The organism is Kibdelosporangium phytohabitans (assembly GCF_001302585.1).
Lineage (GTDB): Bacteria > Actinomycetota > Actinomycetes > Mycobacteriales > Pseudonocardiaceae > Kibdelosporangium > Kibdelosporangium phytohabitans.
Genome location: NZ_CP012752.1, coordinates 6,544,137 through 6,564,737, shown reverse-complemented (window position 1 = coordinate 6,564,737; position 20,601 = coordinate 6,544,137). Strand labels below are relative to the sequence as shown.

General features: G+C 68.7%; 24 protein-coding genes. 18 read left to right on the top strand and 6 right to left on the bottom strand.

The window, feature by feature from the left end; genetic code table 11:
* Positions 1-18 precede the first annotated feature (18 nt).
* Positions 19-327, bottom strand: a complete 309-nt coding sequence (locus AOZ06_RS56915) for a hypothetical protein (RefSeq protein ID WP_157233333.1) — start codon at positions 325-327, stop codon at positions 19-21.
* A 347-nt stretch (positions 328-674) separates the two neighbouring features.
* On the opposite strand from AOZ06_RS56915, the gene AOZ06_RS29690 reads away from it, so the two are divergent.
* Positions 675-1,637, top strand: a complete 963-nt coding sequence (locus tag AOZ06_RS29690; protein ID WP_054292414.1) for a hypothetical protein — start codon at positions 675-677, stop codon at positions 1,635-1,637.
* Positions 1,638-1,648: 11 nt separating this feature from the next.
* Positions 1,649-1,927: a hypothetical protein gene (locus tag AOZ06_RS29685; protein WP_054292413.1), complete on the top strand. Its 279-nt coding sequence runs from the start codon at positions 1,649-1,651 to the stop codon at positions 1,925-1,927.
* Between the two features lie 18 nt (positions 1,928-1,945).
* On the opposite strand, the gene AOZ06_RS29680 is transcribed toward AOZ06_RS29685, so the two are convergent.
* The 3 genes from AOZ06_RS29680 to AOZ06_RS29670 form a co-directional block, all read right to left on the bottom strand.
* Positions 1,946-2,380, bottom strand: coding sequence for a hypothetical protein (locus AOZ06_RS29680; RefSeq protein ID WP_054292412.1), 435 nt, complete (start codon positions 2,378-2,380; stop codon positions 1,946-1,948).
* A gap of 228 nt (positions 2,381-2,608) precedes the next feature.
* A complete protein-coding gene (locus tag AOZ06_RS29675; protein WP_157233332.1) occupies positions 2,609-2,998 on the bottom strand; it encodes a hypothetical protein in 390 nt (129 codons plus the stop codon).
* Positions 2,999-3,205: 207 nt separating this feature from the next.
* Positions 3,206-4,132 (bottom strand): M23 family metallopeptidase, encoded by a 927-nt coding sequence (locus tag AOZ06_RS29670; RefSeq protein ID WP_063810131.1) that lies wholly within the window; start codon positions 4,130-4,132, stop codon positions 3,206-3,208.
* A 120-nt stretch (positions 4,133-4,252) separates the two neighbouring features.
* Here AOZ06_RS29670 and AOZ06_RS29665 point away from each other — a divergent pair, with 120 nt between their 5' ends.
* Together AOZ06_RS29665 and AOZ06_RS29660 are read left to right on the top strand one after the other, a co-directional pair.
* Positions 4,253-4,543 (top strand): hypothetical protein, encoded by a 291-nt coding sequence (locus AOZ06_RS29665; protein ID WP_157233331.1) that lies wholly within the window; start codon positions 4,253-4,255, stop codon positions 4,541-4,543.
* 61 nt (positions 4,544-4,604) lie between these two features.
* On the top strand, positions 4,605-4,946 hold the full coding sequence (locus AOZ06_RS29660) for a hypothetical protein (RefSeq protein WP_054292409.1): 342 nt from the start codon (positions 4,605-4,607) through the stop codon (positions 4,944-4,946).
* A 23-nt stretch (positions 4,947-4,969) separates the two neighbouring features.
* On the opposite strand, the gene AOZ06_RS29655 is transcribed toward AOZ06_RS29660, so the two are convergent.
* Positions 4,970-5,512, bottom strand: coding sequence for an EF-hand domain-containing protein (locus AOZ06_RS29655; protein ID WP_225952942.1), 543 nt, complete (start codon positions 5,510-5,512; stop codon positions 4,970-4,972).
* A gap of 646 nt (positions 5,513-6,158) precedes the next feature.
* Here AOZ06_RS29655 and AOZ06_RS29650 point away from each other — a divergent pair.
* From AOZ06_RS29650 to AOZ06_RS29585, 14 genes are read left to right on the top strand one after another with little or no spacing between them, the layout of a single operon-like run.
* A complete protein-coding gene (locus tag AOZ06_RS29650) occupies positions 6,159-7,103 on the top strand; it encodes an NAD-dependent epimerase/dehydratase family protein (protein ID WP_054292408.1) in 945 nt (314 codons plus the stop codon).
* 31 nt (positions 7,104-7,134) lie between these two features.
* Positions 7,135-8,775 carry a carbamoyltransferase family protein gene (locus AOZ06_RS29645; RefSeq protein ID WP_054292407.1) on the top strand — a complete coding sequence of 547 codons (1,641 nt, stop codon included), beginning with the start codon at positions 7,135-7,137 and terminating at the stop codon, positions 8,773-8,775.
* The gene (locus tag AOZ06_RS29640; protein WP_054292406.1) at positions 8,772-9,719 is read left to right on the top strand and encodes a glycosyltransferase family 2 protein; all 948 of its coding nucleotides are present in this window, start codon (positions 8,772-8,774) and stop codon (positions 9,717-9,719) included. The genes AOZ06_RS29645 and AOZ06_RS29640 overlap by 4 nt, the downstream gene beginning before the upstream one ends.
* Entirely contained in the window at positions 9,716-10,573 is an 858-nt protein-coding gene (locus AOZ06_RS29635; RefSeq protein WP_063810130.1) for a glycosyltransferase family 9 protein, read from the top strand. Before AOZ06_RS29640 ends, AOZ06_RS29635 begins: the two co-directional genes overlap by 4 nt.
* Entirely contained in the window at positions 10,567-11,874 is a 1,308-nt protein-coding gene (locus AOZ06_RS29630; protein ID WP_054292405.1) for a UDP-glucose dehydrogenase family protein, read from the top strand. Before AOZ06_RS29635 ends, AOZ06_RS29630 begins: the two co-directional genes overlap by 7 nt.
* 51 nt (positions 11,875-11,925) lie before the next feature.
* Positions 11,926-12,438, top strand: a complete 513-nt coding sequence (locus tag AOZ06_RS29625) for a D-glycero-alpha-D-manno-heptose-1,7-bisphosphate 7-phosphatase (protein WP_054292404.1) — start codon at positions 11,926-11,928, stop codon at positions 12,436-12,438.
* The gene (locus tag AOZ06_RS29620; protein WP_054292403.1) at positions 12,435-13,433 is read left to right on the top strand and encodes a glycosyltransferase family 9 protein; all 999 of its coding nucleotides are present in this window, start codon (positions 12,435-12,437) and stop codon (positions 13,431-13,433) included. The genes AOZ06_RS29625 and AOZ06_RS29620 overlap by 4 nt, the downstream gene beginning before the upstream one ends.
* Positions 13,430-14,335: a glycosyltransferase gene (locus AOZ06_RS29615; protein WP_054292402.1), complete on the top strand. Its 906-nt coding sequence runs from the start codon at positions 13,430-13,432 to the stop codon at positions 14,333-14,335. The genes AOZ06_RS29620 and AOZ06_RS29615 overlap by 4 nt, the downstream gene beginning before the upstream one ends.
* Positions 14,332-15,537: a glycosyltransferase gene (locus AOZ06_RS29610; RefSeq protein WP_054292401.1), complete on the top strand. Its 1,206-nt coding sequence runs from the start codon at positions 14,332-14,334 to the stop codon at positions 15,535-15,537. Before AOZ06_RS29615 ends, AOZ06_RS29610 begins: the two co-directional genes overlap by 4 nt.
* Complete coding sequence (locus tag AOZ06_RS29605) at positions 15,534-16,121, top strand: D-sedoheptulose-7-phosphate isomerase (RefSeq protein WP_054292400.1); 588 nt, start codon at positions 15,534-15,536, stop codon at positions 16,119-16,121. The genes AOZ06_RS29610 and AOZ06_RS29605 overlap by 4 nt, the downstream gene beginning before the upstream one ends.
* The gene (locus AOZ06_RS29600) at positions 16,118-16,984 is read left to right on the top strand and encodes a PfkB family carbohydrate kinase (protein ID WP_054292399.1); all 867 of its coding nucleotides are present in this window, start codon (positions 16,118-16,120) and stop codon (positions 16,982-16,984) included. The genes AOZ06_RS29605 and AOZ06_RS29600 overlap by 4 nt, the downstream gene beginning before the upstream one ends.
* Positions 16,981-17,661 (top strand): SDR family oxidoreductase, encoded by a 681-nt coding sequence (locus AOZ06_RS29595; RefSeq protein WP_054292398.1) that lies wholly within the window; start codon positions 16,981-16,983, stop codon positions 17,659-17,661. Before AOZ06_RS29600 ends, AOZ06_RS29595 begins: the two co-directional genes overlap by 4 nt.
* Positions 17,658-18,182, top strand: coding sequence for a D-glycero-beta-D-manno-heptose 1-phosphate adenylyltransferase (rfaE2, locus tag AOZ06_RS29590; RefSeq protein WP_054292397.1), 525 nt, complete (start codon positions 17,658-17,660; stop codon positions 18,180-18,182). Before AOZ06_RS29595 ends, rfaE2 begins: the two co-directional genes overlap by 4 nt.
* Positions 18,179-19,414 carry an Nramp family divalent metal transporter gene (locus AOZ06_RS29585; protein ID WP_054292396.1) on the top strand — a complete coding sequence of 412 codons (1,236 nt, stop codon included), beginning with the start codon at positions 18,179-18,181 and terminating at the stop codon, positions 19,412-19,414. Before rfaE2 ends, AOZ06_RS29585 begins: the two co-directional genes overlap by 4 nt.
* Here AOZ06_RS29585 and AOZ06_RS29580 read toward each other — a convergent pair.
* On the bottom strand, positions 19,411-20,439 hold the full coding sequence (locus AOZ06_RS29580; RefSeq protein WP_054292395.1) for an alpha/beta hydrolase: 1,029 nt from the start codon (positions 20,437-20,439) through the stop codon (positions 19,411-19,413). The genes AOZ06_RS29585 and AOZ06_RS29580 overlap by 4 nt on opposite strands.
* Positions 20,440-20,601 lie beyond the last annotated feature (162 nt).

Below are 20,601 nucleotides of genomic sequence, written 5' to 3'. Positions count from 1 at the left end.
GGCCTGGTCGGCTGCTTATCAGCACTTGGGCTCGCGGGTCTGATTCTTCACGTCGTCGGCGGGGACGTCGCCGAGCGCTCCCTTGTGTTTCCCGGAGAGAACCTTGAGGTAGAACCACCGGCCGCCGAAAGGCTTGTCGAAATAGCAGTACAGGTCCAGTGTGGTTGATTGCGGGAGGAAGATTCGTGTTCCGTCGTTGACATGCATGATCGCGCCCAGCTTGTTTTTGATCGAAGGCGGAGGCGCGGCGCCATTCGCGGGCGGTGCGAAGACGAGAGAAACAGCCAAAGCCGGTATCGCCAAGAGTGAACCGATTGTTTTTCGCATGCTTGACCCTTCGGTGGTTCGACTACCCTGTTATGTCAGGAGCAATGGCGCGATCGCCAGCGTGACCAGGGTTGAGGGAACTGTCTGCATCGCGATGGGTACGAGTTCAGAGTGTTCCGCGCGGTGGGGTTGATCCTGCGGGTGTTCTGACGGGCGTGGCAAGGCCGTGCACGCCTTTGACGCAAGTCCGTACGATCTCGTACATCTGCTCGGAGGCCGGCCGCTTCATCGCCAGCATCGACGCGCGTTCGGCTTCCCGGTCTTCCGCATCAGCTCGAATCGACCCGGGTGGTCGCTGCCGGCCGGGCGCCCGTTCTGGTTCCATGAACCCCGGGTAGGAGGTGAGCATGCCTGACGACGACGTGGAAGCCGTTCTCTGGGACCTGTTGCATCCACCCGACCAGCGGGGATCGCTGCGACCACTTCCGCTCGAAGCGCAACTGCAGGTCCACGCGCCGGTGCACGCCGGTGTCCACGTCGTCGGCGTGGTGCTGCGGACCGTGTCGGGCGTGCGCGTCTCGAACTCACGAGGTGTCGTCGTCGGGAACGACTGCAGGCTCAGGAATCGGGACCACTACCACGTCGAATACGTCACGGTCGATCCTGAGCCGCTGACGACGCTGCTGGAGGAGCACGCCGGTGCCCGGTCGGCCTTGCGAGAGCTGGCCGGGCAACCAGGGAGCCGGGCGGCCATCCGGCGTTTCCAGCGGGCCATCGCGCCACCGCGGGCCGAGGAGCCGGCGATGGCGGTGCGCCAGGCCCTCGATCCCGGCGCCGAGGTGTCGATCGATCTGTCCAGGGACATCCAGATCGGTGACAACACCCGGTTGGACCTCGACCGGGATTACGTCGTCGACGAGGCCCGGCTGTCCCTCGTCGAACTGCTCGCCCGGGATCCGGAGCTCGTCGCGGCGTTCGCCGGGTTCGTCAGAGGCACCGATGCGCGACCGTTCCGCGAAGCTCTGTTGCGTGTCGCGGACAGGGCCCACGATTTCGAGCTCCTGCACAGCGCGGTCGAGATCGAGCGGCGACCCGCTCAGGTTTTGCTCGGCCCCGACCGCACCGCGGAGGTCGACGGCGCCACCAACGGGGTCATGATCGGTTCAGGCAACCAGGTGGTGCACCAGCTCCGGGTCGATCGCCCCGACGCCGAGGCCGGTGACCTGTCCGCGATGGCCGAACTGGTCCGGCAGGTCGCCGGCATCGAGCCGGTCCCGCGACCGGAGCTGCCGGAACCCCGGCTACGGCAACCGAGGTCCGTCGTCGACGACGGGCCCGGACGGTTCTCATCCCCCGGACGTTTCTGGTGACGGGAGTTCCGGTGCGCGCTCGGGTCGCGGCGGCGTCGATGGTCCTGGCGGTGGTCTTCGCCGGTCTCGGTGTGTTCTTCCTCAACCAGGACCTTGGCACAGCGGACCAGATCGCGAGCGTGGCCAGCTTCTTCGTCGGACTGGCGGCTTTGGTTCTCGCCATCGTCTCCGTGGTCAAGGCGCGGCGGACGCCGCCGGACGCACCACGCGTGACCATTTCCAGGAGCAAGAACATCCAGACTGGGAACGGCTCGGTGATGAACGTGACCGAAGGCCCGCGGGACCGCTGACGCCCAAGGCAGTGGCCCTCACGGATTGGGCTCCGGAGCCATGGCGAACCAGCGGTTGCTCGCCGGACGGTACTGCAGGACCAACGCCGGGATCACCAGAACGAGCGGGATGAGCGACAACGAGGCCAGGATGCCGAACACCGCGAGCGCGGTGCGGCGATCGTGGCCAGCGCGCAGATCTTGACCGAACCGCCAGCAGAGGAGCGACACGACGGTGAGGGCGACCGCCGCGACTGTCAGCGAGTCGGTGCCCTGGGCGAAGGCCCCGAAGGCGGCAAAGCCGTATGCGAAGGTGCAGACCCCCGCGACGATGCTCCACAGCTTCGCCGCCGCGGCGACCGGCTGCGGCGGCGGACCCGAGCGACTGGCCAGGACCGACTCGGACCCGTCGGCGTCCGGGGGTGACGGCATCGGCTCCATCCCGTACGGGCCGGCGTTGTCGTCGTTCGTCAAAACCGTCCTCCTGGTGAATCGGCCTGGTTCACGACCACCATGGCCTGAGGACCCGGGACCTCTCCCCGGCCCGACCCACCTGGAGTTCCCGCGCGGGAGCGGACCTTTGACTCGTGGACTGCGACAGCGGTTTCAGCGGCATCGCTGTCAGCCGTTCTGCTTGTTCTGGCGCACGCGCCAGTCTTCTTCGCACGCTGGACGTGCCATGCGAGAACTGGGAGCGCAGAATCAACCGCGCCCGATATCCCGTGCGCCAGTGAAGTTACGGTTCCCTCCCCGCAGCAGGCACACTCTCAGATTCAGCCGATGACCATTCCCCTGCGGCACCGCGGTCCCGGAGCATCCGTCGCCGTGACTCGGGTCGACCAGGTGCGCGATGTCTTCACCGGTGTCGACGTCGTACACCCAGCCTTCGGCGGAGTAACCGTCGTTCTGACGATCACATACCTTGAAGAAGTTCGTGTCGTGGTTCCACTCCGCGAACCCTCCGGGATTCGGGTCGCTGGTGAACACCTGAGAGATCGCCATGGGCGCTGTGTCCGCCGTTGCGGGAAATGTGATGACCATTGATCCGACCACGACCAGTGTGCCGAGAAACTTACTTGAGTAGCTCGTCATGCCGGGCAGTGTGCCGATGGCCGCTAACTTTTCACTAACCGGAACACGACCAGCGGATACTCGCGTGGCCAGGACGCGGCGTGTTCTTCACTGCCCGACGGTCACCTGCGCCGTTCGAACGGTGTCCTGTGCGGGTCTGATCCGGATCCAGGGCGCAGGTGGACCATCGATGACGTAGGAGGTAGCCGACGGCCGCGAGGGGACCCGTCAGTCGCAGTGCTCGAACGGGCTGGTGTACGAACTGCTGCCGACCGAGCCGCCCCACTTCACGCACACGCCCGGCGCGGCCTTGCGGACGGGACCGGCGTAGTAGTCGAAGCTGCCCTGGTCGGTCGTCCTGGTGGCGCCCTGCGGCTCCAGGAACGCCGACACCGGCGTGGGGGTGCCGAGGCTCGTGGACTTGAGGGTCACGACGCAGTTGTTGCTGTTGGCCGAGTTGTACAGCAGGTGGACGCTGCCGCCGGTGACGTTGGCCGAGTCGATGACGCTGTAGCCGCTGCCGCAGACCTCCTCGGCCGAATGCGGGTTGCCGCCGCAGTTGTTGGTGCTTTTGACGGCCTTCTTCTGGCCGAGGGAGACCGTCACGCCCTCGACCGTGGGGCTGGTGTCGATGGCGCCGCCCGAGGTGATCTGCTCGTAGTGCAGGTGCGGGGCGTAGTTGCCGCCGGTTCCGCCGACCGTGCCGATCGCGGTGCCCTGGCTGACCGACAGCGACGCTCCCGGAGCACGGACCATGGTGGCGAGGTGCGCGTACCGGGTTTTGGTGCCGTCGCCATGGGTCACGATCACGTAGTTCCCGTACGCGAGGATGCCGACGTCACCGGTGGCCGCGAGAGTCGAATAGAACCGCGCGGTGCCGCTCGCGGTGGCGCGGACCGTCTCGCCGCTGATCGCGTCGCTGCCGTAGCTCTGCCAGTCGATCGAGCCCGACGGGCTGTGGTTGGGCGTCCAGTTGTTGGCGTAGAAGGTCTTGCCGCAGTTGAACGGGCTCTTGTGCGTCGCCAGGATGCCGACGTCGGCTGTGGTCCGTGCCTGCGCAGCACCCGCGCCCATGCCGACCGCGAGTGCTGCGCCGGCAACCACGACCAGCCCTTTTTTGAACCACGCCCACCCGCACGTCTTCGCCTGTGTCATCGCGTGCCTGCCTCTCGTGATCGACTGTCGCTGGAGTGCGCGGACACTGTGGCAGAGCGTGTTACAAGTTGCCTACAAAAGCGCCAGGTGGTCCAGCCCATTACGAACATGGGGGAGAAGATGAGTGCGATAGCCGACTACAACCGGTTCGACACGTTGCGGGATGCGGCGCGAGAGCACGCGGCGCGAGGCAACGGGGACGCCGTGGCGAGCAATCTTGCCGAGGCGCTTGCCATCGCGCGGGCCGGGTTCGCCGACGACCCGGCTGCCTGGGTCCCGCGACTCGGTCTCGTCCAGGTGGACATCGAGCGTGCCGCGCCGTCGCAGCAGCTGGCCGTCGAGAGCGAAGCAGCGACGCGCGCAGTCCTCGTGTACGCACGAGAAGGAGCAGCCGAAGACCCCGCGCGATGAGTCAGCGCGGCGCAGCGAGCTCGCGCATGCGCGCGAACGCACAGCGGAGCTACGTCTGGTCGTGGGGGACAGCGCCGGGGCCCTGGAGCTCGCCGACGCCCTCGTCGAAGAGGAGCGCCGACACGGCAAAAGCCCCTCGGATGGCCCCAGCGGGTTGCCCTCGTGGTTGCGGCTGCGGGCGCGGATTCTGGTGGCGCTGGGTCGCGAAGCCGATGCTCGCGCGGACTTCGACTCGTCACTGGAATGGGAACGTGCGCGCGTGCGCACAGGACGGTTCTTTCTCGCCGACCTCGACCTCGCCGACGCCCTGGATGAGTACGCCGCGCTCCTCAGCAAAATGGGCGCCTCCGACGCTGTGCACGCGGCCTCGGAGGAAGCACGCCAGATCCGAGACGCCCATTAGAATCGTCGCTGCCTTGTGCCAGGTCAGTGACCGAGGAGGGGCACGTCCATAGTGCCGAAGAGGTAGGCGCGGACGGCGTTCACCACTTCGGCGACGGTCAGTTTGCCGTTGCCGCTGGTGTCGATGGCGTGGAACGACTCGGTCGCGGACGAGGCGTCGACGCCGATGGCTTCCAGCCACCTGCGGAACTCGCTGGGGTTCAACTCGCCGTCACCGTCGGTGTCGCACAGCCCCACCATGGCCGCGACCGTCGGCCGCACCACGCGGTTGAAGCCCGCGTCACCCTCGGCGTGCACCGCGGCCTCGAAGACACTCAGGAACTGCTCCTCGGTGATCGCGCCACTCGCGGCCACACCGACCTTGCTCGCGAAGAAGTCGAACATGGCGAGGTAGGCGTCGACCAGGGCACGCGCCTGTGGCGACGACGCATCCTCGCCGAACGCCTCGATGATGCGCTCTGCCTCGGCATGGAAATCGGCCTTCTCGACCGTGCCGTTGCCGTTGACGTCCCACTTCTGGAAGCGCTTCTTGAGCCGGTCGTTGTTGATCGCAGTGGGCATGGCCATCATGGACACTCCTTGGATCGTTGAAGCCGCTCTGGGGTGAACTGGTGTGCGTTCCTCGGTTCGGCTGTGTGACCCGGAGGGCGCGTGTCAGCGCGGGGTCGTACTTCCTCTGCGCTGCTTGCCATCCGGCATCGGTCGGCGTCGGGCACACCGAAGTCCGGCCCTTGGCAGCCCCGCTGGCGGAGGGTCATCACTGTTCGGAACGTAACACTTACCGAGAGCGCAGGGCGGCGTCGAAACCTGACATCACCCGACCGTGCCGCGATTCACCTCAATGGTGACGGGGCAACAAAACCCGGCGCGCTGCCAGCCCTCGGCGATACCGGGGACGGCACGTACTGGGATGGCGTGGCCATCCGAGCTCACCACACGGCCGACCCGGCTCCCGGGAAGGTCGGGGATCACCGGGAGGCAAAGCAGGAGCGCGGGCCCTCGGACGACTAGGCCGCCTGGAGCAACCGGGGCCCGAAGGCGGCGTGGACGCCAGCAAGAGCCACCTCCACGAGCTGGCCAAACGCCCGGAGTGCCGGGGTGGCCCGCCACGACCCGAGGCGCGACCGGTGGGTGGACGACCGCGGCGAAACTCCTAAGAGAACCGCTTCGCGGCTTTTCGGTTATCCCCCACGAGCAAGGGTAGGCCCTTGCCATGGTCTTCGAACGCGCGGTGGTGACCGGCGGTGCCGGGTTTCTGGGCACGCACGTGTGCGCCGAGTTGCTCCGGCGCGGCAGCCGAGTCGTGTGCGTCGACGATTTCCGCACCAGCAGCCCCGGCAACGTGCGGGAATTGCTCGACAACCAGCGCTTCGAGTTGCGCGAGGCGGACGTGACCTCCCCGTTCGAGGTGCCGGGCACCGTCGATCTCGTGCTCCACCTCGCGTGCCCGGCTTCCCCTGTGGATTACCTCCGAATGCCGATCGGCACCCTGCGTGCCGGGGCGTTCGGAACGCTGCACGCGCTGGACCTCGCGATGCGCACGAACGCCCGTGTCGTGGTGGCGTCGACCAGCGAGGTATACGGCGACCCGCTGGAGCATCCGCAGCGGGAGACGTACTGGGGCAACGTCAACCCGATCGGCCCGCGCAGTGTCTACGACGAGGCGAAACGGTTCGGCGAGGCGCTGGCGGCCGCCTACCGGCGAGAACACGGCACACGAACCGGGATCGTGCGCATCTTCAACACCTACGGGCCGGGCATGCGGCCGGACGACGGCCGCATGATCCCGACCTTCTTCCGCCAGGCCCTGGCCGGTGAACCGCTGACGGTGCACGGCACGGGCGGCCAGACCCGGTCACTGTGCTATGTGGATGATCTGGTCCGCGGCCTGCTCGCGATGGCCCGGTCGGACGAACCGGGCCCGGTGAACCTCGGCAACCCCGAGGAGGTCACGGTGCTCGAAGTGGCCGAGCGGGTGATCGGGGTGACCGGCAGCGGTTCGGGCGTCCGCCACGTCGCGCCGATGACGGACGACCCGCACAGGCGGTGCCCCGACATCGCCTTGGCGACGCGAATCCTGGGATGGCGGCCGGAAGTGCCGCTGCGTGACGGCTTGCGCGCGATGGCGGTCCGGTCCGCTCGCCCGCTCGTCGGTTGAGAACGTCCATCGCAGACGGAAAGGCTTGGCCATGCGAGTTCTGGGTATCAACGCGATCTTCCACGATCCGGCCGCGGCGCTCGTCGTCGACGGCGAGATCGTCGCGGCCGCCGAGGAGGAACGGTTCACCCGCCGCAAGCACGGCAAACGTCCGGTGCCGTTCTCCGCGTGGGAGTTGCCGGAGCAGGCCGCGCGCTGGTGCATGGCGAGCGCCGGGCTGGAGCCGGGGGACCTGGACGCGGTCGCGTACTCCTATGAACCTGAGCTGGTCGAGCCGGGACAACAAGGCCTGGACGAGCATTGGGAGGACCTGCGCACCCGCTACGCCCGTCGCTCGCCGTACTTCCTGGCCACGGCGTTGCCGGGGCTCGACCCGGACATCGTGCGGTTCGTGCCGCACCACGTGGCACACGCCGGGTCAGCCGGCCTCGCGGCCCCGTTCGACGGTGACTGCGCCGTGCTTGTCACCGACGGGCGTGGTGAGTGCGCCTCCCACCTCGCCGGGAGCTATCGCGGCCATGACTTGGAGACCTTCGCCGCGCAACGGCTTCCGCACTCCCTGGGGTTGCTGTACGAGGAGCTGACCGAACACCTCGGGTTCCTCAGGTCGAGCGACGAGTACAAGGTCATGGCGCTGGCCTCGTACGCGAAGCCGAAACACCTGGACCTGATGAGGGAACACATCCGCGTGGCCGACGACGGCGGTTTCCACATCCACCGGGTGGACTGGGTGACCCTGGCCAAACGCCGGGAGGCCGATGGCGAGATGACCGAGGAACACGCCGAGCTGGCGGCGAGCGTCCAGGCCCGCGTGGAGGAAGTCCTGCTGGAGCTGGCCGGGTGGCTGCATGACCGGACAGGGCACCGCAAACTGGCGATGGCCGGGGGAGTGGCGCTGAACTGCGTGGCGAACACGCGGATCTTCGCTGAGGGCCCGTTCGACGAGGTCTGGGTGCAACCGGCCGCCGGGGACGCGGGAACGGCGTTGGGCGCGGCGCTGCACCTCGTGGCACAGCAGGGTGAACCCGCGGCGGCGATGTCCGGCGCCGACCTCGGGCGGGGGTGGACCGATGACGAGATCCGCGGCTGCCTGGACCGCGCCAAGATCACCTACACCGAACCGCCGGACGTGGCGGCCGAGGTCGCGTCGGCGTTGGCGCAGGACAAGATCGTGGCCTGGTTCCAGGGACGCAGCGAGTACGGCCCGCGTGCTCTCGGGCGACGGTCGCTGCTGGCCAATCCGGGTTTCGCGGGCAACCTGGAGCGGCTCAACGACGTGAAAGGCCGTGAGCAGTTCCGGCCGGTCGCGCCGATGGTCCTGCTCGACCGGGCAGCCGCCGTGTTCGGGCGTGGTCCCATTCCCAGTCCCTACATGCTTTTCGTGCACGACGTCCGTCCGGAGTGGAAAGACCGGATCCCGGCGGTCGTGCACGTGGACGGCACCGCCCGGCCGCAGACCGTCGACCCGTCCGGTGAGCCGCTGCTGGCGCGGATGCTGACCGAGTTCGAGCGGCGCACCGGCTTGCCCGTGGTGGTCAACACCAGCCTGAACACGGCGGGACGGCCCATGGTCGACGATCCGCGTGACGCGTTGGAGTGCTTCGGGTCCGCGCCGGTGGATCTGCTCGCCATCGGGCCGTTCGTGGTGCGCCGGACTGGGGGACCGGCATGACCGTCGACTACACCGTCGTGGTTCCCACCACCGGCAGGGAAAGCCTGAACGCTGTGCTCGGCGTCGTGGTGCACGGCGCTGGTCCCGCGCCGCGCGAGGTGATCGTGGTTGACGACCGGCCCGATCCGGCCGGGGAACTGGTGGTTCCCGCTGACGTGCGGGTGTTGCGTACCTATGGCCGTGGTCCAGCCGCGGCTCGGAACGCCGGGTGGCAGGCTGCGAGCACCGAGTGGGTGGCGTTCTTGGACGACGATGTGCTGCCGCCGGACGACTGGCCCGCCGCGCTGTCGAAGGACCTTGCCGATGTGCCGTCGGATGTGGTGGCCAGCCAGGCACGGGTCACCGTTCCGCTGCCCTCGGACCGTGAGCCGACCGACTGGGAGCGCAACACCGCCGGGCTGATGACCGGCAACTGGATCACCGCCGACATGGCTTACCGACGGGCTGCGCTCCTGCAGATCGGTGGATTCGACGAACGCTTCCCCCGTGCCTACCGCGAGGACGTGGAGCTCGCGCTGCGTGTAGTGGACGAGGGCCACAGGATCGTGGCCGGGCGGCGCGAGACGACGCATCCGGTGCGGCCCGCGGGGTTCTTCGTGAGCGTGCGCGCCCAGCGGGGCAACGCCGACGACGCGCTCATGCGGAGCCTGCGCGGCCGTGGCTGGCGCAAGGAAGTCGGTGGCCGCCCCACACGCATGCACTGGCACGTGCTCAGCACGACGGCCGCGGCGGCGGCAATTCTCCTCGGACTCACCGGTCGACGGGTGGCCGCGGCAGTGGCTGGTTCAGCGTGGGTGGCGCTCACCGCCCATTTCGCCGGTCAGCGGATCGCGCCTGGTCCCAGGACGCCCGACGAGATCGCCCGCATGCTGGTTACCAGCGTGGCGATCCCGCCCGTGGCCTGCTGGCACCGGCTGCGCGGGGAACTGCGGGTCCGGCTGTGAACATCGTGGTGTTGCGCGCACTCGGCCTCGGCGACCTGCTCACCGCTGTCCCGGCCTTGCGAGCGTTGCGCAGGGCGTACCCCGCCGCGACCATCACCCTGGCCGCGCCCGCGTGGCTGGCGGACGTCGTCGACAGGATCGACGCGGTGGACCGCCTGGAACCCACCGAGGGCCTGGTCCCCATTCGATGGCGGGGACCCGCCCCCGGCATCGCGGTGAACCTGCACGGCAGTGGTCCGCGAAGTACTGATTTGCTGTCGCGGCTGCGGCCCCGCAGGTTGATCACCCACCGGCTGTGGATCGAGGACCAGCACGAGGTCGACCGCTGGTGCCGGTTGCTCGCCGAGCACGGCATACCCGCGGACCCACAGGATCTCCGGCTCGGCGAAACCGAACATCGCGGACATGTCGTCGTGCACCCGGGCGCCAGTCACGGCTGCAGGCGTTGGCCCGCCGAGCGGTACGCCGCCGTGGTGCGCACGCTGGACGAGGACGTCGTCGTGACTGGCGACACGAGTGAGAAGGACATCGTCGAGGCTGTCGCCGGATCCGTGCCGACCAGGGTTGGTGGCGATCTGGCTGGTTTGCTCGACCTGATCGCCGACGCGCGACTCCTGATCTGCGGCGACACCGGAGTGGCCCACGTGGCGACGGCGTACGGCACGCCGTCCGTGGTGCTGTTCGGTCCGGTCTCGCCCGCGCACTGGGGTCCGCGTTCGACGCCACATCGTGCGTTGTGGCACGGCCACACCGGCGACACGTTCGCCGACCGGCCCGACCCCGGGCTCTTGATGATCTCCGTGGCCGAGGTGCTGTCCGCGGTGGCCCAGGTGACGGGAGGCGAACGGTGGTAGCACAGCGCATCGCGGTCGTCGGCGCGGGCTACGTCGGCCTGACGACAGCCGCGTGCTTCGCCCGGCTCGGCCACGACGTCGTCTGCACCGACGTGGACGAGGCGAAGGTGGATGCCCTCTCCCGCGCGGACATCGGGCTGCACGAACCCGGTCTCGCCCGGAGCGTGTCGAACGGGCTGCGCGCGGGAAAGCTGAGGTTCGTGCACGGCGCACCGGCCGAGTTGTCCGAAGTCGACTTCGTCTTCGTCGCGGTGCCGACACCGACCGGCCACGACGGAGCGGCCGACCTGACCGCCGTGGAAGCTGTCCTGGAGCAGGCCGGGGACCGGCTTTCACCGGACTGCGTCCTGGTGATCAAGTCCACCGTCCCCGTCGGCACGATCAGCCGCATCACGGCACTGGCACGCTGCCCGGGAGTCGCTGTGGTGTCCAATCCGGAGTTCCTCCGCGAAGGGCACGCCGTCGAGGATTTCCTCCACCCGCAACGAGTGGTCGTGGGTTCGGAGGACGAAGCCGCGGCGCGGCGTGTGGCGGCCCTGTACGCGGGTATGGACGCACCCACCCTGATCACCGGCAGCGCCAGCGCGGAACTCGTGAAGTACGCCAGCAACTGCTTTCTGGCGATGAAACTCTCGTACGTCAACACGTTGGCCGAACTGTGTGAGGAACTCGGCGCGGACATCGGGGACGTCACCCAGGGCATGGGGCTCGACCAGCGCATCGGTGCCACGTTCCTCACGCCTGGCCCGGGGTGGGGAGGGTCCTGCCTGCCGAAGGACACGCAGGCACTGCTGGCGACCGCACGGGCCGCCGAGGTGGATTTCTCCCTGTTGGACGCCGCGATCGCCACGAACGACCGCCAGGCACACCGTGTGGCCGCCAAGGTCCGTGCCGCGGCCGGTGGGTCACTCACCGGTGTCCCAGTCGGTCTGCTCGGGCTGACGTTCAAGGCGGGCACGGACGATCTACGGGACTCACCGGCGTTGGCGGTGGCCGAGCTCTTGGCAGCCGAAGGTGCTGTGCTGACCGGTTACGACCCCAGCGCCACCGCGGACCGTTGTGCCGGACCGGTTTGTGTCGTGGCTTCGCCGTATGTGGCCACGGAGAACGCGTCCGTGGTCGTGGTGCTCACGGAGTGGCCCGAGTTCGCTGAACTGGACTGGGCGCGCATGGCCTGCGGCGGACGACCGGTCATCGTCGACACGCGGGACCTGCTCCCCGCCCGGAAGGTCCGTGAGGCGGGACTTCGGTTGATCTCCATGGGAAAACCCGGGCAAGAACAGAGGCATCACTGTGAGTAGTAGTGGTGCGTCACGGGTTTACCCACAACTTCTCAGGCAACCTCCGTCTGTATGCGACCCAGCGCGGTGCTCTTCGATCGGGACGGAACTTTGATCAAGGACTACCCGTACAACGGTGACCCGGTCCGTGTGGAGCCTTTTCCCCACGCCGCCGAGGCATTGGCGCGGCTGCGCGCAGAGGGCGTGCTCACCGGTGTGGTGACCAACCAGTCCGGCATAGCACGCAAGTTGGTGGGAAAGTCCCAAGTGGAGCGAGTGAACGCTCGTGTGGAGCAGATGCTCGGGCCGTTCGGCACCTGGCAGATGTGTCCTCATGGCCCTGACGACGGTTGTGTGTGCCGTAAACCCGCGCCCGGCATGATTTTCGCCGCCTGCGCGCAGTTGGGTGTCGACCCGTCCGATGCGGTGGTGATCGGTGACATCGAAAGTGACGTCCTGGCGGCGCACAACGCGGGCGCCCGGTCGATTCTGGTGCCGACGGCGGTCACGCTCGCCGCGGAGGTCCGCCGCGCCCCGGTGACGGCGCCGGATCTGAGGGCCGCGGTGGAGTGGGTGCTGTCATGAAGGCGGTGGTCGTGCGGCTGGACAGCGACGGAGACGTGCTGACCGCAGGTCCCGCCGTGCGGGCGGTGGCGGGTCGTGCGGAAGTCACGTTCCTGTGCGGGCCGCAGGGCAGGCAGGCGGCGGACATCCTGCCGGGCGTGGCCGAGGTGTGGCAGTGGGCCTGCCCGTGGATCCTCGCCGACCCGCCCGATGTGTCCACTGTAGACATAACTGGCCTGGTCACCCGGCTGGCCGGGTTCGACGTCGCGCTGGTGCTGACATCGTTCCACCAGTCGCCGCTGCCGATGGCACTGCTGCTGCGCATGGCCGGGGTCCGCCGGATCGCGGCCATCTCGACGGACTACCCAGGATCCCTTGTGGATCACCGAATCCGGCCGGGCATCGACATCGACGACGACCAGCCGGAACCGCTCAAGGCGTTGCGCGTGGCGCAAGCCGCCGGGTTCACCCTGCCGTTGGGCGACAACGGCGGTCTGCGCGTGCGCACTCCGCCGGACACGGGCGAACTCACCGGTCGCGCGCCCTATGTGGTCGTGCACCCCGGCGCGTCCGTACCCGCACGGGCCTGGTCGCCGGACCGATGCGCCGAAGCCGTGATCGCCCTGAGCGAGGCCGGTCATCGTGTCGTGGTCACGGGTGCGCCCGACGAGAAGGAGCTGACCGCGCGGGTCGCCGGAGCCGACGCCCTTGATCTGGGCGGCCGGACCACTTTCCCCGCCCTGGCCGGTGTCCTGGCAGGAGCGGAAGCCGTAGTGGTCGGCAACACCGGCCCAGCGCACCTGGCCGCCGCGGTCGGCACGCCGGTCGTGTCGTTGTTCGCTCCGGTGGTCCCGGCATCGCGATGGGCGCCGTACGGCGTGCCGGTCGCCGTGCTCGGCGATCAGCAGGCGGCCTGCCGCGACACCCGCGCCACCCAATGCCCGCTGGCAGGCCATCCCTGCCTGAACTCGATCACGGCGGCCGACGTCGTCGCCGCGGTGCGGAGACTGACATGAACATCCTCGTATGGCACGTGCACGGCTCGTGGAGCACGTCGTTCGTGCACGGCGAACACACGTACCTGTTGCCGGCAGGCCCGTCGGGTGGCGGCAGGCTGGGCAGGGACTGGCCGGTCAACGCCGTCGAGGTGCCGGCGGACGACCTGGCTGGTCTACCGGTCGACGCGGCCGTGGTGCAGAGCCTGGACCAAGTCGAAGTGGCCGAGCGGCTGCGCGTTCCGATGGTCTACGTCGAGCACAACACGCCACAGGGCGACGTGCCCCGCACCCGCCATCCCCTGGCGGGCCGCGACGACATCCCGCTCGTGCACGTCACCCACTTCAACCGCCTGATGTGGGATTCCGGCGACGCACCGACGAAGGTGATCGAGCACGGGATCGTGGACCCGGGGGAGCAGTACACCGGTGAGATGGCGCGTGTCGCCGTGGTCAGCAACGAACCGATCCGGCGCGGCCGGGTCACCGGCACCGACTTGTTCCCGCTGTTCGCCGCCGAGGCGCCGCTCGACGTCTTCGGGATGGGCCTGGCCGGTCTGCTGGACGTCACCTGCCATGGCGACCTGTCGACGCGGCGACTGCACGAGGAGATGGCCCGCCGCCGGGTCTACCTGCACCTGACGCGCTGGACGTCGCTGGGTCTGTCGCTGATCGAGGCGATGCACCTGGGCATGCCGGTGCTGGCACTGGCCACGACGGAGGCGGCGCGTGCCGTACCACCGGACGCCGGGATCGTCTCGGCGAACCCGGACGAGCTCATCGAAGGACTAGGACACCTGATGGCGGAGCCCGAGACGGCCCGCCGGATGGGCAAACAAGCACGGGAACACGCACTGGCCCACTACGGACTGGCCAGGTTCCTGCGCGACTGGGACGAGCTGCTGATGGAGGTGAGCACATGAGGATCGCGATGGTTTCCGAGCACGCCAGCCCGTTGGCGGCGCTCGGCGAGGTCGACGCGGGAGGCCAGAACGTGCACGTCGCCGAGTTGTCCGCGGCGTTGTGCCGGCTTGGGCACGAGGTCGTCGTGTACACCAGACGAGACACACCGGACCTGCCCGACGAGGTGTCCGTGTCGGGCGGGTACCGCGTCGTGCACGTACCGGCCGGGCCCGCGACCCGGATCGGCAAGGACGAGATGCTGCCCCACATGGGCGACTTCGCCGCCGAACTGCGCGAGCACTGGGCCGGCGCGCCCCCGGACGTGGTGCACGCGCACTTCTGGATGTCCGGTCTGGCGTCGATTCTGGCCACCCGTGGTCTGAAAGTGCCCGTAGTGCAGACGTTCCACGCGCTGGGCACGGTCAAGAAGCGCTACCAGCGCGAGGCCGACACGAGCCCGGTCGAACGGATCCCGATCGAACGGCTCGTGGCCAACCGAGCGGCACGTATCGCGGCCACCTGCACCGACGAAGTGGGGGAACTGACCAGGCTGGGCGTGCCCCGCGACCGGATCTCAGTCGTGCCGTGCGGCGTGGACGCCGACATGTTCAGCCCTGGCGGAACAGTGGATCCACATCGGATCGTGGCGACCGGCAGGCTCGTCGCCCGCAAGGGATTCGACACGATCATCGCCGCGCTGGCCGCGTTGCCCGGCGTCGAGCTGGTCATCGCGGGCGGCCCGCCGGGCGACCGGCTCGACACAGACCCCCAAGCGGGCCGACTACGACGCCATGCCGAGGAATGGGGCGTCGCGGACCGGGTGCGTCTGGTCGGATCCGTGTCCCGATCCGACATGCCACAGCTGCTGCGCTCCGCCGCCGTCGTGGTGTGCACACCTTGGTACGAGCCGTTCGGCATCGTCCCGTTGGAGGCGATGGCCTGCGGTCGCCCGGTCGTCGCGTCCGCCGTGGGCGGTCTGATCGACACCGTCGTCCACAATGTCACCGGGCTGCACGTGCCGCCGCGCTCCTCTCGCGCACTCGCGGCGAGTTTGAACCAGCTGCTGCACGACAAGGTGATGAACGAGTCCTACGGCATGGCTGGCCGAGACCGCGCCGTGGCCCGGTACACGTGGAGCCGGGTCGCCAGGGACACCGCTGCCGCCTACACGAGAGTGTGCGGCGACCGACGTGCGGACCAGCTCGTGGGGGAGGGGCAATGAACCCGCGCGCCCACATCGACGCGCTGGCGGAGGCGCTGACCGCGTTGCGAAGCCACAGCAACCTGCTCGTTCGCTGGGGACAGGGCATGGCCGAACGGTTGCCCGCCGGTGCGCGGCTGCTGGCCGCGGGCAACGGGGGATCAGCCGCGGAGGCCCAGCACCTGACCGCGGAACTGGTCGGCCGCTACCAGGCCGACCGCCACCCGTACTCGGCCATCGCGCTGTGCGCGGAATCGTCCAGCGTGACCGCCATCAGCAACGACTACGGCTACGACGAGGTCTTCGCCCGCCAGGTCACGGCCCACGGACGCGCCGGGGACATCCTCGTTCTGCTCTCGACATCGGGCCGCAGCACGAACCTTCTCCGCGCCGCACAGGAAGGCACCCGGTGCGGGTTGACTGTGTGGGCGATGACAGGTGCGCGCCCCAATCCGCTCGCCGACCTCGCCGACGAGACACTGGCCCTGCCCGGAGACGCCTGCACCGTGCAGGAAGCGCAACTCACGGCCGTGCACATCCTGTGCGAGGCGTTCGAGGCAGCTATCGGTCTGCCGGCCGCCGACACGCGACGGCGGGTGTCATGAACCTCGCGGTAGTGGGTGACACCCTGCTCGACGTCGACCTGGTCGGCACGGCCACCAGGCTGTGCCCCGACGCGCCGGTCCCCGTGGTCGACCTGGCCAGTGAACACGTGCGCCCTGGTGGCGCCGGTCTGGCGGCGCTGCTGGCCGCTGATGTCGACGTCACCCTGGTCACGGCGATCGCCGATGACGCGGATGGCGACCGGCTGCGGAAGGCGTTGGGCGGCATGACGGTGGTCGCGGGGCCGTCCTGGGCAGCGACACCGGTCAAGACGCGGTTGCGCTGCGACGGGCAGTCGCTGGCCCGGATCGACCGTGGCGGGCGTGGTGACCTGGTGGTGACCGACGAGATGCTCGACGCGGTGGTGTCGGCTGACGCCGTCCTGGTGTCCGACTACGGCCGCGGCCTGACCAAGAACGAGCGGCTGCGGTCCGTGCTGGAGAGCGCCGAGCTGGTGGTGTGGGACCCGCACCCGCGTGGTTCGTCGCCGGTTGCCGGCGTTCGGGTGGTGACGCCGAACGCTGCTGAGGCCGCTGCCGCGTGCGGTGCGCGACCCGAGGAGGCGGCCGGGATCCTTCGCACGATGTGGCTGGCCGAGGCCGTCGCGGTCACCACCGGCTCGGCCGGAGCTGTCCTTGACCTCGGCCACGGGCCGATCACCGTCGCCGCGCCCGTGACCCAGGTCGTCGATCCCTGCGGCGCGGGCGACTGTTTCGCCGCTGCCGTGGCCGTTCGGATGGTGCGTGGAGACTCCGAACCCGACACCGTGCTCGAGGCCGTGCGGGCGGGTGTGGATGCCGCGAGCCGATTCCTCGCCAACGGCGGAGCCGCTGGTTTCGTTGTCCTGGAAGGAGAGAACGCATGAACACAGTTCTGGTCACCGGAGGCGCCTCCGGACTGGGCGCCGCTGTCGCTGCCGCGGTTGTCGCGGGCGGCGGACACGCCGTGGTACTCGACAAGGCCGCACCATCCCAGCCAGTCACCGACTTCCTGCCCGTGGACCTGTCCGACAGCGCGGCGGCTGAGCAGGCGGTCGCCGAGGCGGTGGAACGCCACGGCGGACTGGACGGCGTGGTCACCGCCGCCGGCATCGACAGTTGCGGGGCGCTCGACCAAGTGTCTACTGAGGACTGGGAACGAGTGGTCCGGGTCAACCTGTTCGGCACGGTCGCCGTGGTGCGGGCCGCGCTGCCACACCTGGAACGCACACGCGGGCGCGTCGTGACAGTCGCATCGACACTGGGGCTGCGAGCGTTGCCGGAGGCGACGGCGTACTGCGCGTCGAAGTTCGGCATCGTGGGTTTCACCCGGGCGCTGGCCACGGAGACCGCGGGCCGCGTCGGCGTGACCCTGCTCGTCCCCGGCGGGATGCGCACGCCCTTCTTCGACGGGCGGGAGGAGAAGTACCGGCCGCCGGACGTCAACGAGCTCAACGCGCCGGAGAACGTGGCCGCAGCGGTCATCCACGCGCTCAACCAGCCGTTCGGGTGCGAGATCAGGGAATTGGTGGTCTGCGCGTCCAACGAGCCCTCCTGGCCATGACCACGCACACCGCCTCATCCGGCGACATCACGCGGATCGTCGCCGGGCACCGGGCCGCCCGGCGGCGGATCGTGTTCACCAACGGCTGCTTCGACGTACTGCACCGCGGTCATGTGGAGTACCTGGAGCAGGCCAAGAGCCTCGGGGACGTGCTGATCGTGGCGGTGAACGACGACGCGGGCGTCGGCAGGCTCAAGGGCCCCGGCCGGCCGGTGAACACCACCGCCGATCGGGTATTCGTCCTCAGCGGACTGTCCAGTGTGGACCACGTTGTCGCGTTCGGGGAGGACACTCCCGTGCGGCTGATCGAACTGCTCAGGCCGGACGTGTACGTCAAAGGCGGCGACTACACACTGGACTCCCTGCCGGAAACCGAGATCGTCCGGTCGCTGGGCGGCGAGGTCGTCATCGTCGGATACGTCGCGGACCGGTCGACCACGGCACTGATCGACCGCATCAGAACACCTCCGGCGGGCACGCAAGACCCCAAGGGCAAGGAAGTGGGGGGATCGCCTGTATGACCGGCACCTCGACGCGAGCGCCCGCCGTGACGCGCTTGCGGTCCGCTGCCATCATGATGGGGCCCGCGTTCGTGGTCGCGGTGGCCTACGTCGATCCTGGCAACTTCGCCACGAACATGGCCGGTGGGGCCGCGCACGGCTACGTGCTGCTGTGGGTGATCGTCAGCGCGAGCCTGCTGGCCATGTTCATCCAGTACCAGTCCGCGAAGCTCGGGATCGTCACCGGGCGGAATCTGCCGCAACTGTGCCGCGCGCACTGCTCGAGGCCGGTCACCGGTTTGCTGTGGGTGCAGGCCGAACTGGTCACGATGGCCACCGACCTCGCCGAGTTCGTCGGCGCCGCGGTCGCTCTCAACCTGCTGTTCGGCATACCCCTGGTGCCCGCCGCGATCATCACCGCCGTTGTCTCGGCAGGAATCCTCATGCTGCAACCGCTGCGGCGCCGGAGGTTCCAGTCGGTGATCATCGGCCTGCTCGCGATCGTGCTCGGCGGGTTCCTCTACCAGACCTTGCAGCTCGGCCCGCTCACGGGTGCCGCAGGTGGTTTGGTGCCGGGTTTCGCGGGGGCTGACAGCGTGCTGCTGGCGACGGGGATGCTGGGCGCCACTGTGATGCCGCATGTCATCTACCTGCATTCGGCGCTCACCCAGCACCACCACAGGCCGGAACTCGCGGCGCAGAAGCGCGCGTTACGCACGAGCAAGGCCGACATCACCGTCGCGCTCACCATCGCGGGAGCCGTCAACGTCAGCATGCTGGTCGTGGCCGCGGGTACGTTCCACACCGGAACATCCGCCGCGCCGCAGTCACTCGAGCAGATGCACAGCGGCTTGGGTGATCTGCTCGGTCCGGGCGCCGCGCTGGCATTCGCACTGGCGCTGCTGGCCTCGGGCCTGGCGGCGTCCAGTGTCGGCACATACTCCGGGCAGGTGGTGATGGAGGGCTTCTTGCGTCGCCGCATCCCTTTGGTGGTGCGCAGGCTCGTTACCATGGCTCCCGCCCTGGCGATCCTCTCAATGGGGGTCGACCCCACCGAGGCGTTGGTGATCAGCCAGGTCGTGTTGTCCTTCGGCATCCCGTTCGCACTCGTCCCGCTGGTACTGCTGGGCAGGCGCAAGGACGTGATGGGGGAGCAGGTGAACAAGCCGGCCGTCACCACGGTCGGGATGGTGGCCGCCGCGGTCGTTTCCACGCTCAACCTGTTCCTGCTCGCCCAGACGTTACTCGGCTAGAGCGACGGTCCGACAGGTGCGGGCGTCAACGTGCTGGCGTGACTGAGCCAGTGGTGTACGGCGTTGTACACGCGGTCGTGTCGCGGCAGGTGGAGGTGATGCATGCCACCGAACCATTGGTGCTCGGCACTCTGGTTGCGGTCGCCTGAGCTTGACGGCAGCACGAGCAGGTCGCCGACGAGGCGGCCGTAAAGGCTGCCTTCCGAACGGGACAGTGTGACGGTGACGAAGTACTGCCGGACGTGGACGGGCAGATCGGAGTCCTGCGGCTCCGTCGGGGATGTGCCTGTCTGCCATTGGGTTTTGTGCAGATAGCCCTGCGCGAGATCTTTGATGCCGTCGCTGCGTAGCGCCAGCAACCGCGAAAGCGGACTGGTGATGACGAACCTGCCGAACACGGCCGCCATCCGGGCGACCGTGCGTTCCAGCGGTGCACCGACATGCGGGCTGCCCAAGCACACCAGCCGAGTCACCTTGGGCAGCCAGGGAGCAGCCTGCTGCTGAGCCTGGTGTAGCGCGCTGCGGGCCACCAGGCCGCCCATCGAGTGTCCGATGAGGATGATCTGGGTTACCGTCACGGGCCAGTTCTCGACCAGCCGGGAGAGCAAGGTGACGAGTTCGTTTCCGTTGTCGGAGATGTGCCGTCCGGTGTTGTAACGCAGGTACACCGGGCTGTACGAAAGATCCGCGGCCAACCTGCTGCCGAAATCGGGCCGAACCGGCTCGGTTGTGCTGCTGTCCCGGTGAAACCACGATCGTTCGGTGTCGACCAGCCCGTGCAGGAACACCGCAACGCGTCCGGTCGCCGCCGGATACGCCGTGGTGAGTGACCTTGTGGACGGCTCGATCCGGCGGTGGTCAAGGCGTATCGACATCGCCGCGGGTAGAACGTCCCCACCCGCGTGGGCACGTTCACCGAACGCCCCGTTGACGAATCCGATCGCACGCTGGCCGACCTCGGATGTCGTCAGCGTGTCGGTCCACGTCTGGATCGGAACACGGATCTTGCTCGGAACAAGCTTCACGATGTGACTTTCCGGTACGGCGGTTCGTTTCGTCGCCGGGGGGCTGGGGCGAGCAGCATGGACGGGCATGATGACCCTCTGGATCACGGGATTTCCGTCGCGAGAACGACCTGAACCTCCGGCCTGCGAGGCAGCGACCTGGTGGGCTTGACAGATGGCCTC

Excerpts from the sequence above, each read along its gene's own strand:
- AOZ06_RS56915 (WP_157233333.1), bottom strand. The coding sequence starts at position 327 with ATGCGAAAAACAATCGGTTCACTCTTGGCGATACCGGCTTTGGCTGTT.
- AOZ06_RS29690 (WP_054292414.1), top strand. The coding sequence starts at position 675 with ATGCCTGACGACGACGTGGAAGCCGTTCTCTGGGACCTGTTGCATCCA.
- AOZ06_RS29675 (WP_157233332.1), bottom strand. The coding sequence starts at position 2,998 with ATGACGAGCTACTCAAGTAAGTTTCTCGGCACACTGGTCGTGGTCGGA.
- AOZ06_RS29670 (WP_063810131.1), bottom strand. The coding sequence starts at position 4,132 with ATGACACAGGCGAAGACGTGCGGGTGGGCGTGGTTCAAAAAAGGGCTG.
- AOZ06_RS29665 (WP_157233331.1), top strand. The coding sequence starts at position 4,253 with ATGAGTGCGATAGCCGACTACAACCGGTTCGACACGTTGCGGGATGCG.
- AOZ06_RS29655 (WP_225952942.1), bottom strand. The coding sequence starts at position 5,512 with ATGGCCATGCCCACTGCGATCAACAACGACCGGCTCAAGAAGCGCTTC.
- AOZ06_RS29650 (WP_054292408.1), top strand. The coding sequence starts at position 6,159 with ATGGTCTTCGAACGCGCGGTGGTGACCGGCGGTGCCGGGTTTCTGGGC.
- AOZ06_RS29645 (WP_054292407.1), top strand. The coding sequence starts at position 7,135 with ATGCGAGTTCTGGGTATCAACGCGATCTTCCACGATCCGGCCGCGGCG.
- AOZ06_RS29640 (WP_054292406.1), top strand. The coding sequence starts at position 8,772 with ATGACCGTCGACTACACCGTCGTGGTTCCCACCACCGGCAGGGAAAGC.
- AOZ06_RS29625 (WP_054292404.1), top strand. The coding sequence starts at position 11,926 with ATGCGACCCAGCGCGGTGCTCTTCGATCGGGACGGAACTTTGATCAAG.
- AOZ06_RS29620 (WP_054292403.1), top strand. The coding sequence starts at position 12,435 with ATGAAGGCGGTGGTCGTGCGGCTGGACAGCGACGGAGACGTGCTGACC.
- AOZ06_RS29615 (WP_054292402.1), top strand. The coding sequence starts at position 13,430 with ATGAACATCCTCGTATGGCACGTGCACGGCTCGTGGAGCACGTCGTTC.
- AOZ06_RS29610 (WP_054292401.1), top strand. The coding sequence starts at position 14,332 with ATGAGGATCGCGATGGTTTCCGAGCACGCCAGCCCGTTGGCGGCGCTC.
- AOZ06_RS29605 (WP_054292400.1), top strand. The coding sequence starts at position 15,534 with ATGAACCCGCGCGCCCACATCGACGCGCTGGCGGAGGCGCTGACCGCG.
- AOZ06_RS29600 (WP_054292399.1), top strand. The coding sequence starts at position 16,118 with ATGAACCTCGCGGTAGTGGGTGACACCCTGCTCGACGTCGACCTGGTC.
- AOZ06_RS29595 (WP_054292398.1), top strand. The coding sequence starts at position 16,981 with ATGAACACAGTTCTGGTCACCGGAGGCGCCTCCGGACTGGGCGCCGCT.
- rfaE2 (WP_054292397.1), top strand. The coding sequence starts at position 17,658 with ATGACCACGCACACCGCCTCATCCGGCGACATCACGCGGATCGTCGCC.
- AOZ06_RS29585 (WP_054292396.1), top strand. The coding sequence starts at position 18,179 with ATGACCGGCACCTCGACGCGAGCGCCCGCCGTGACGCGCTTGCGGTCC.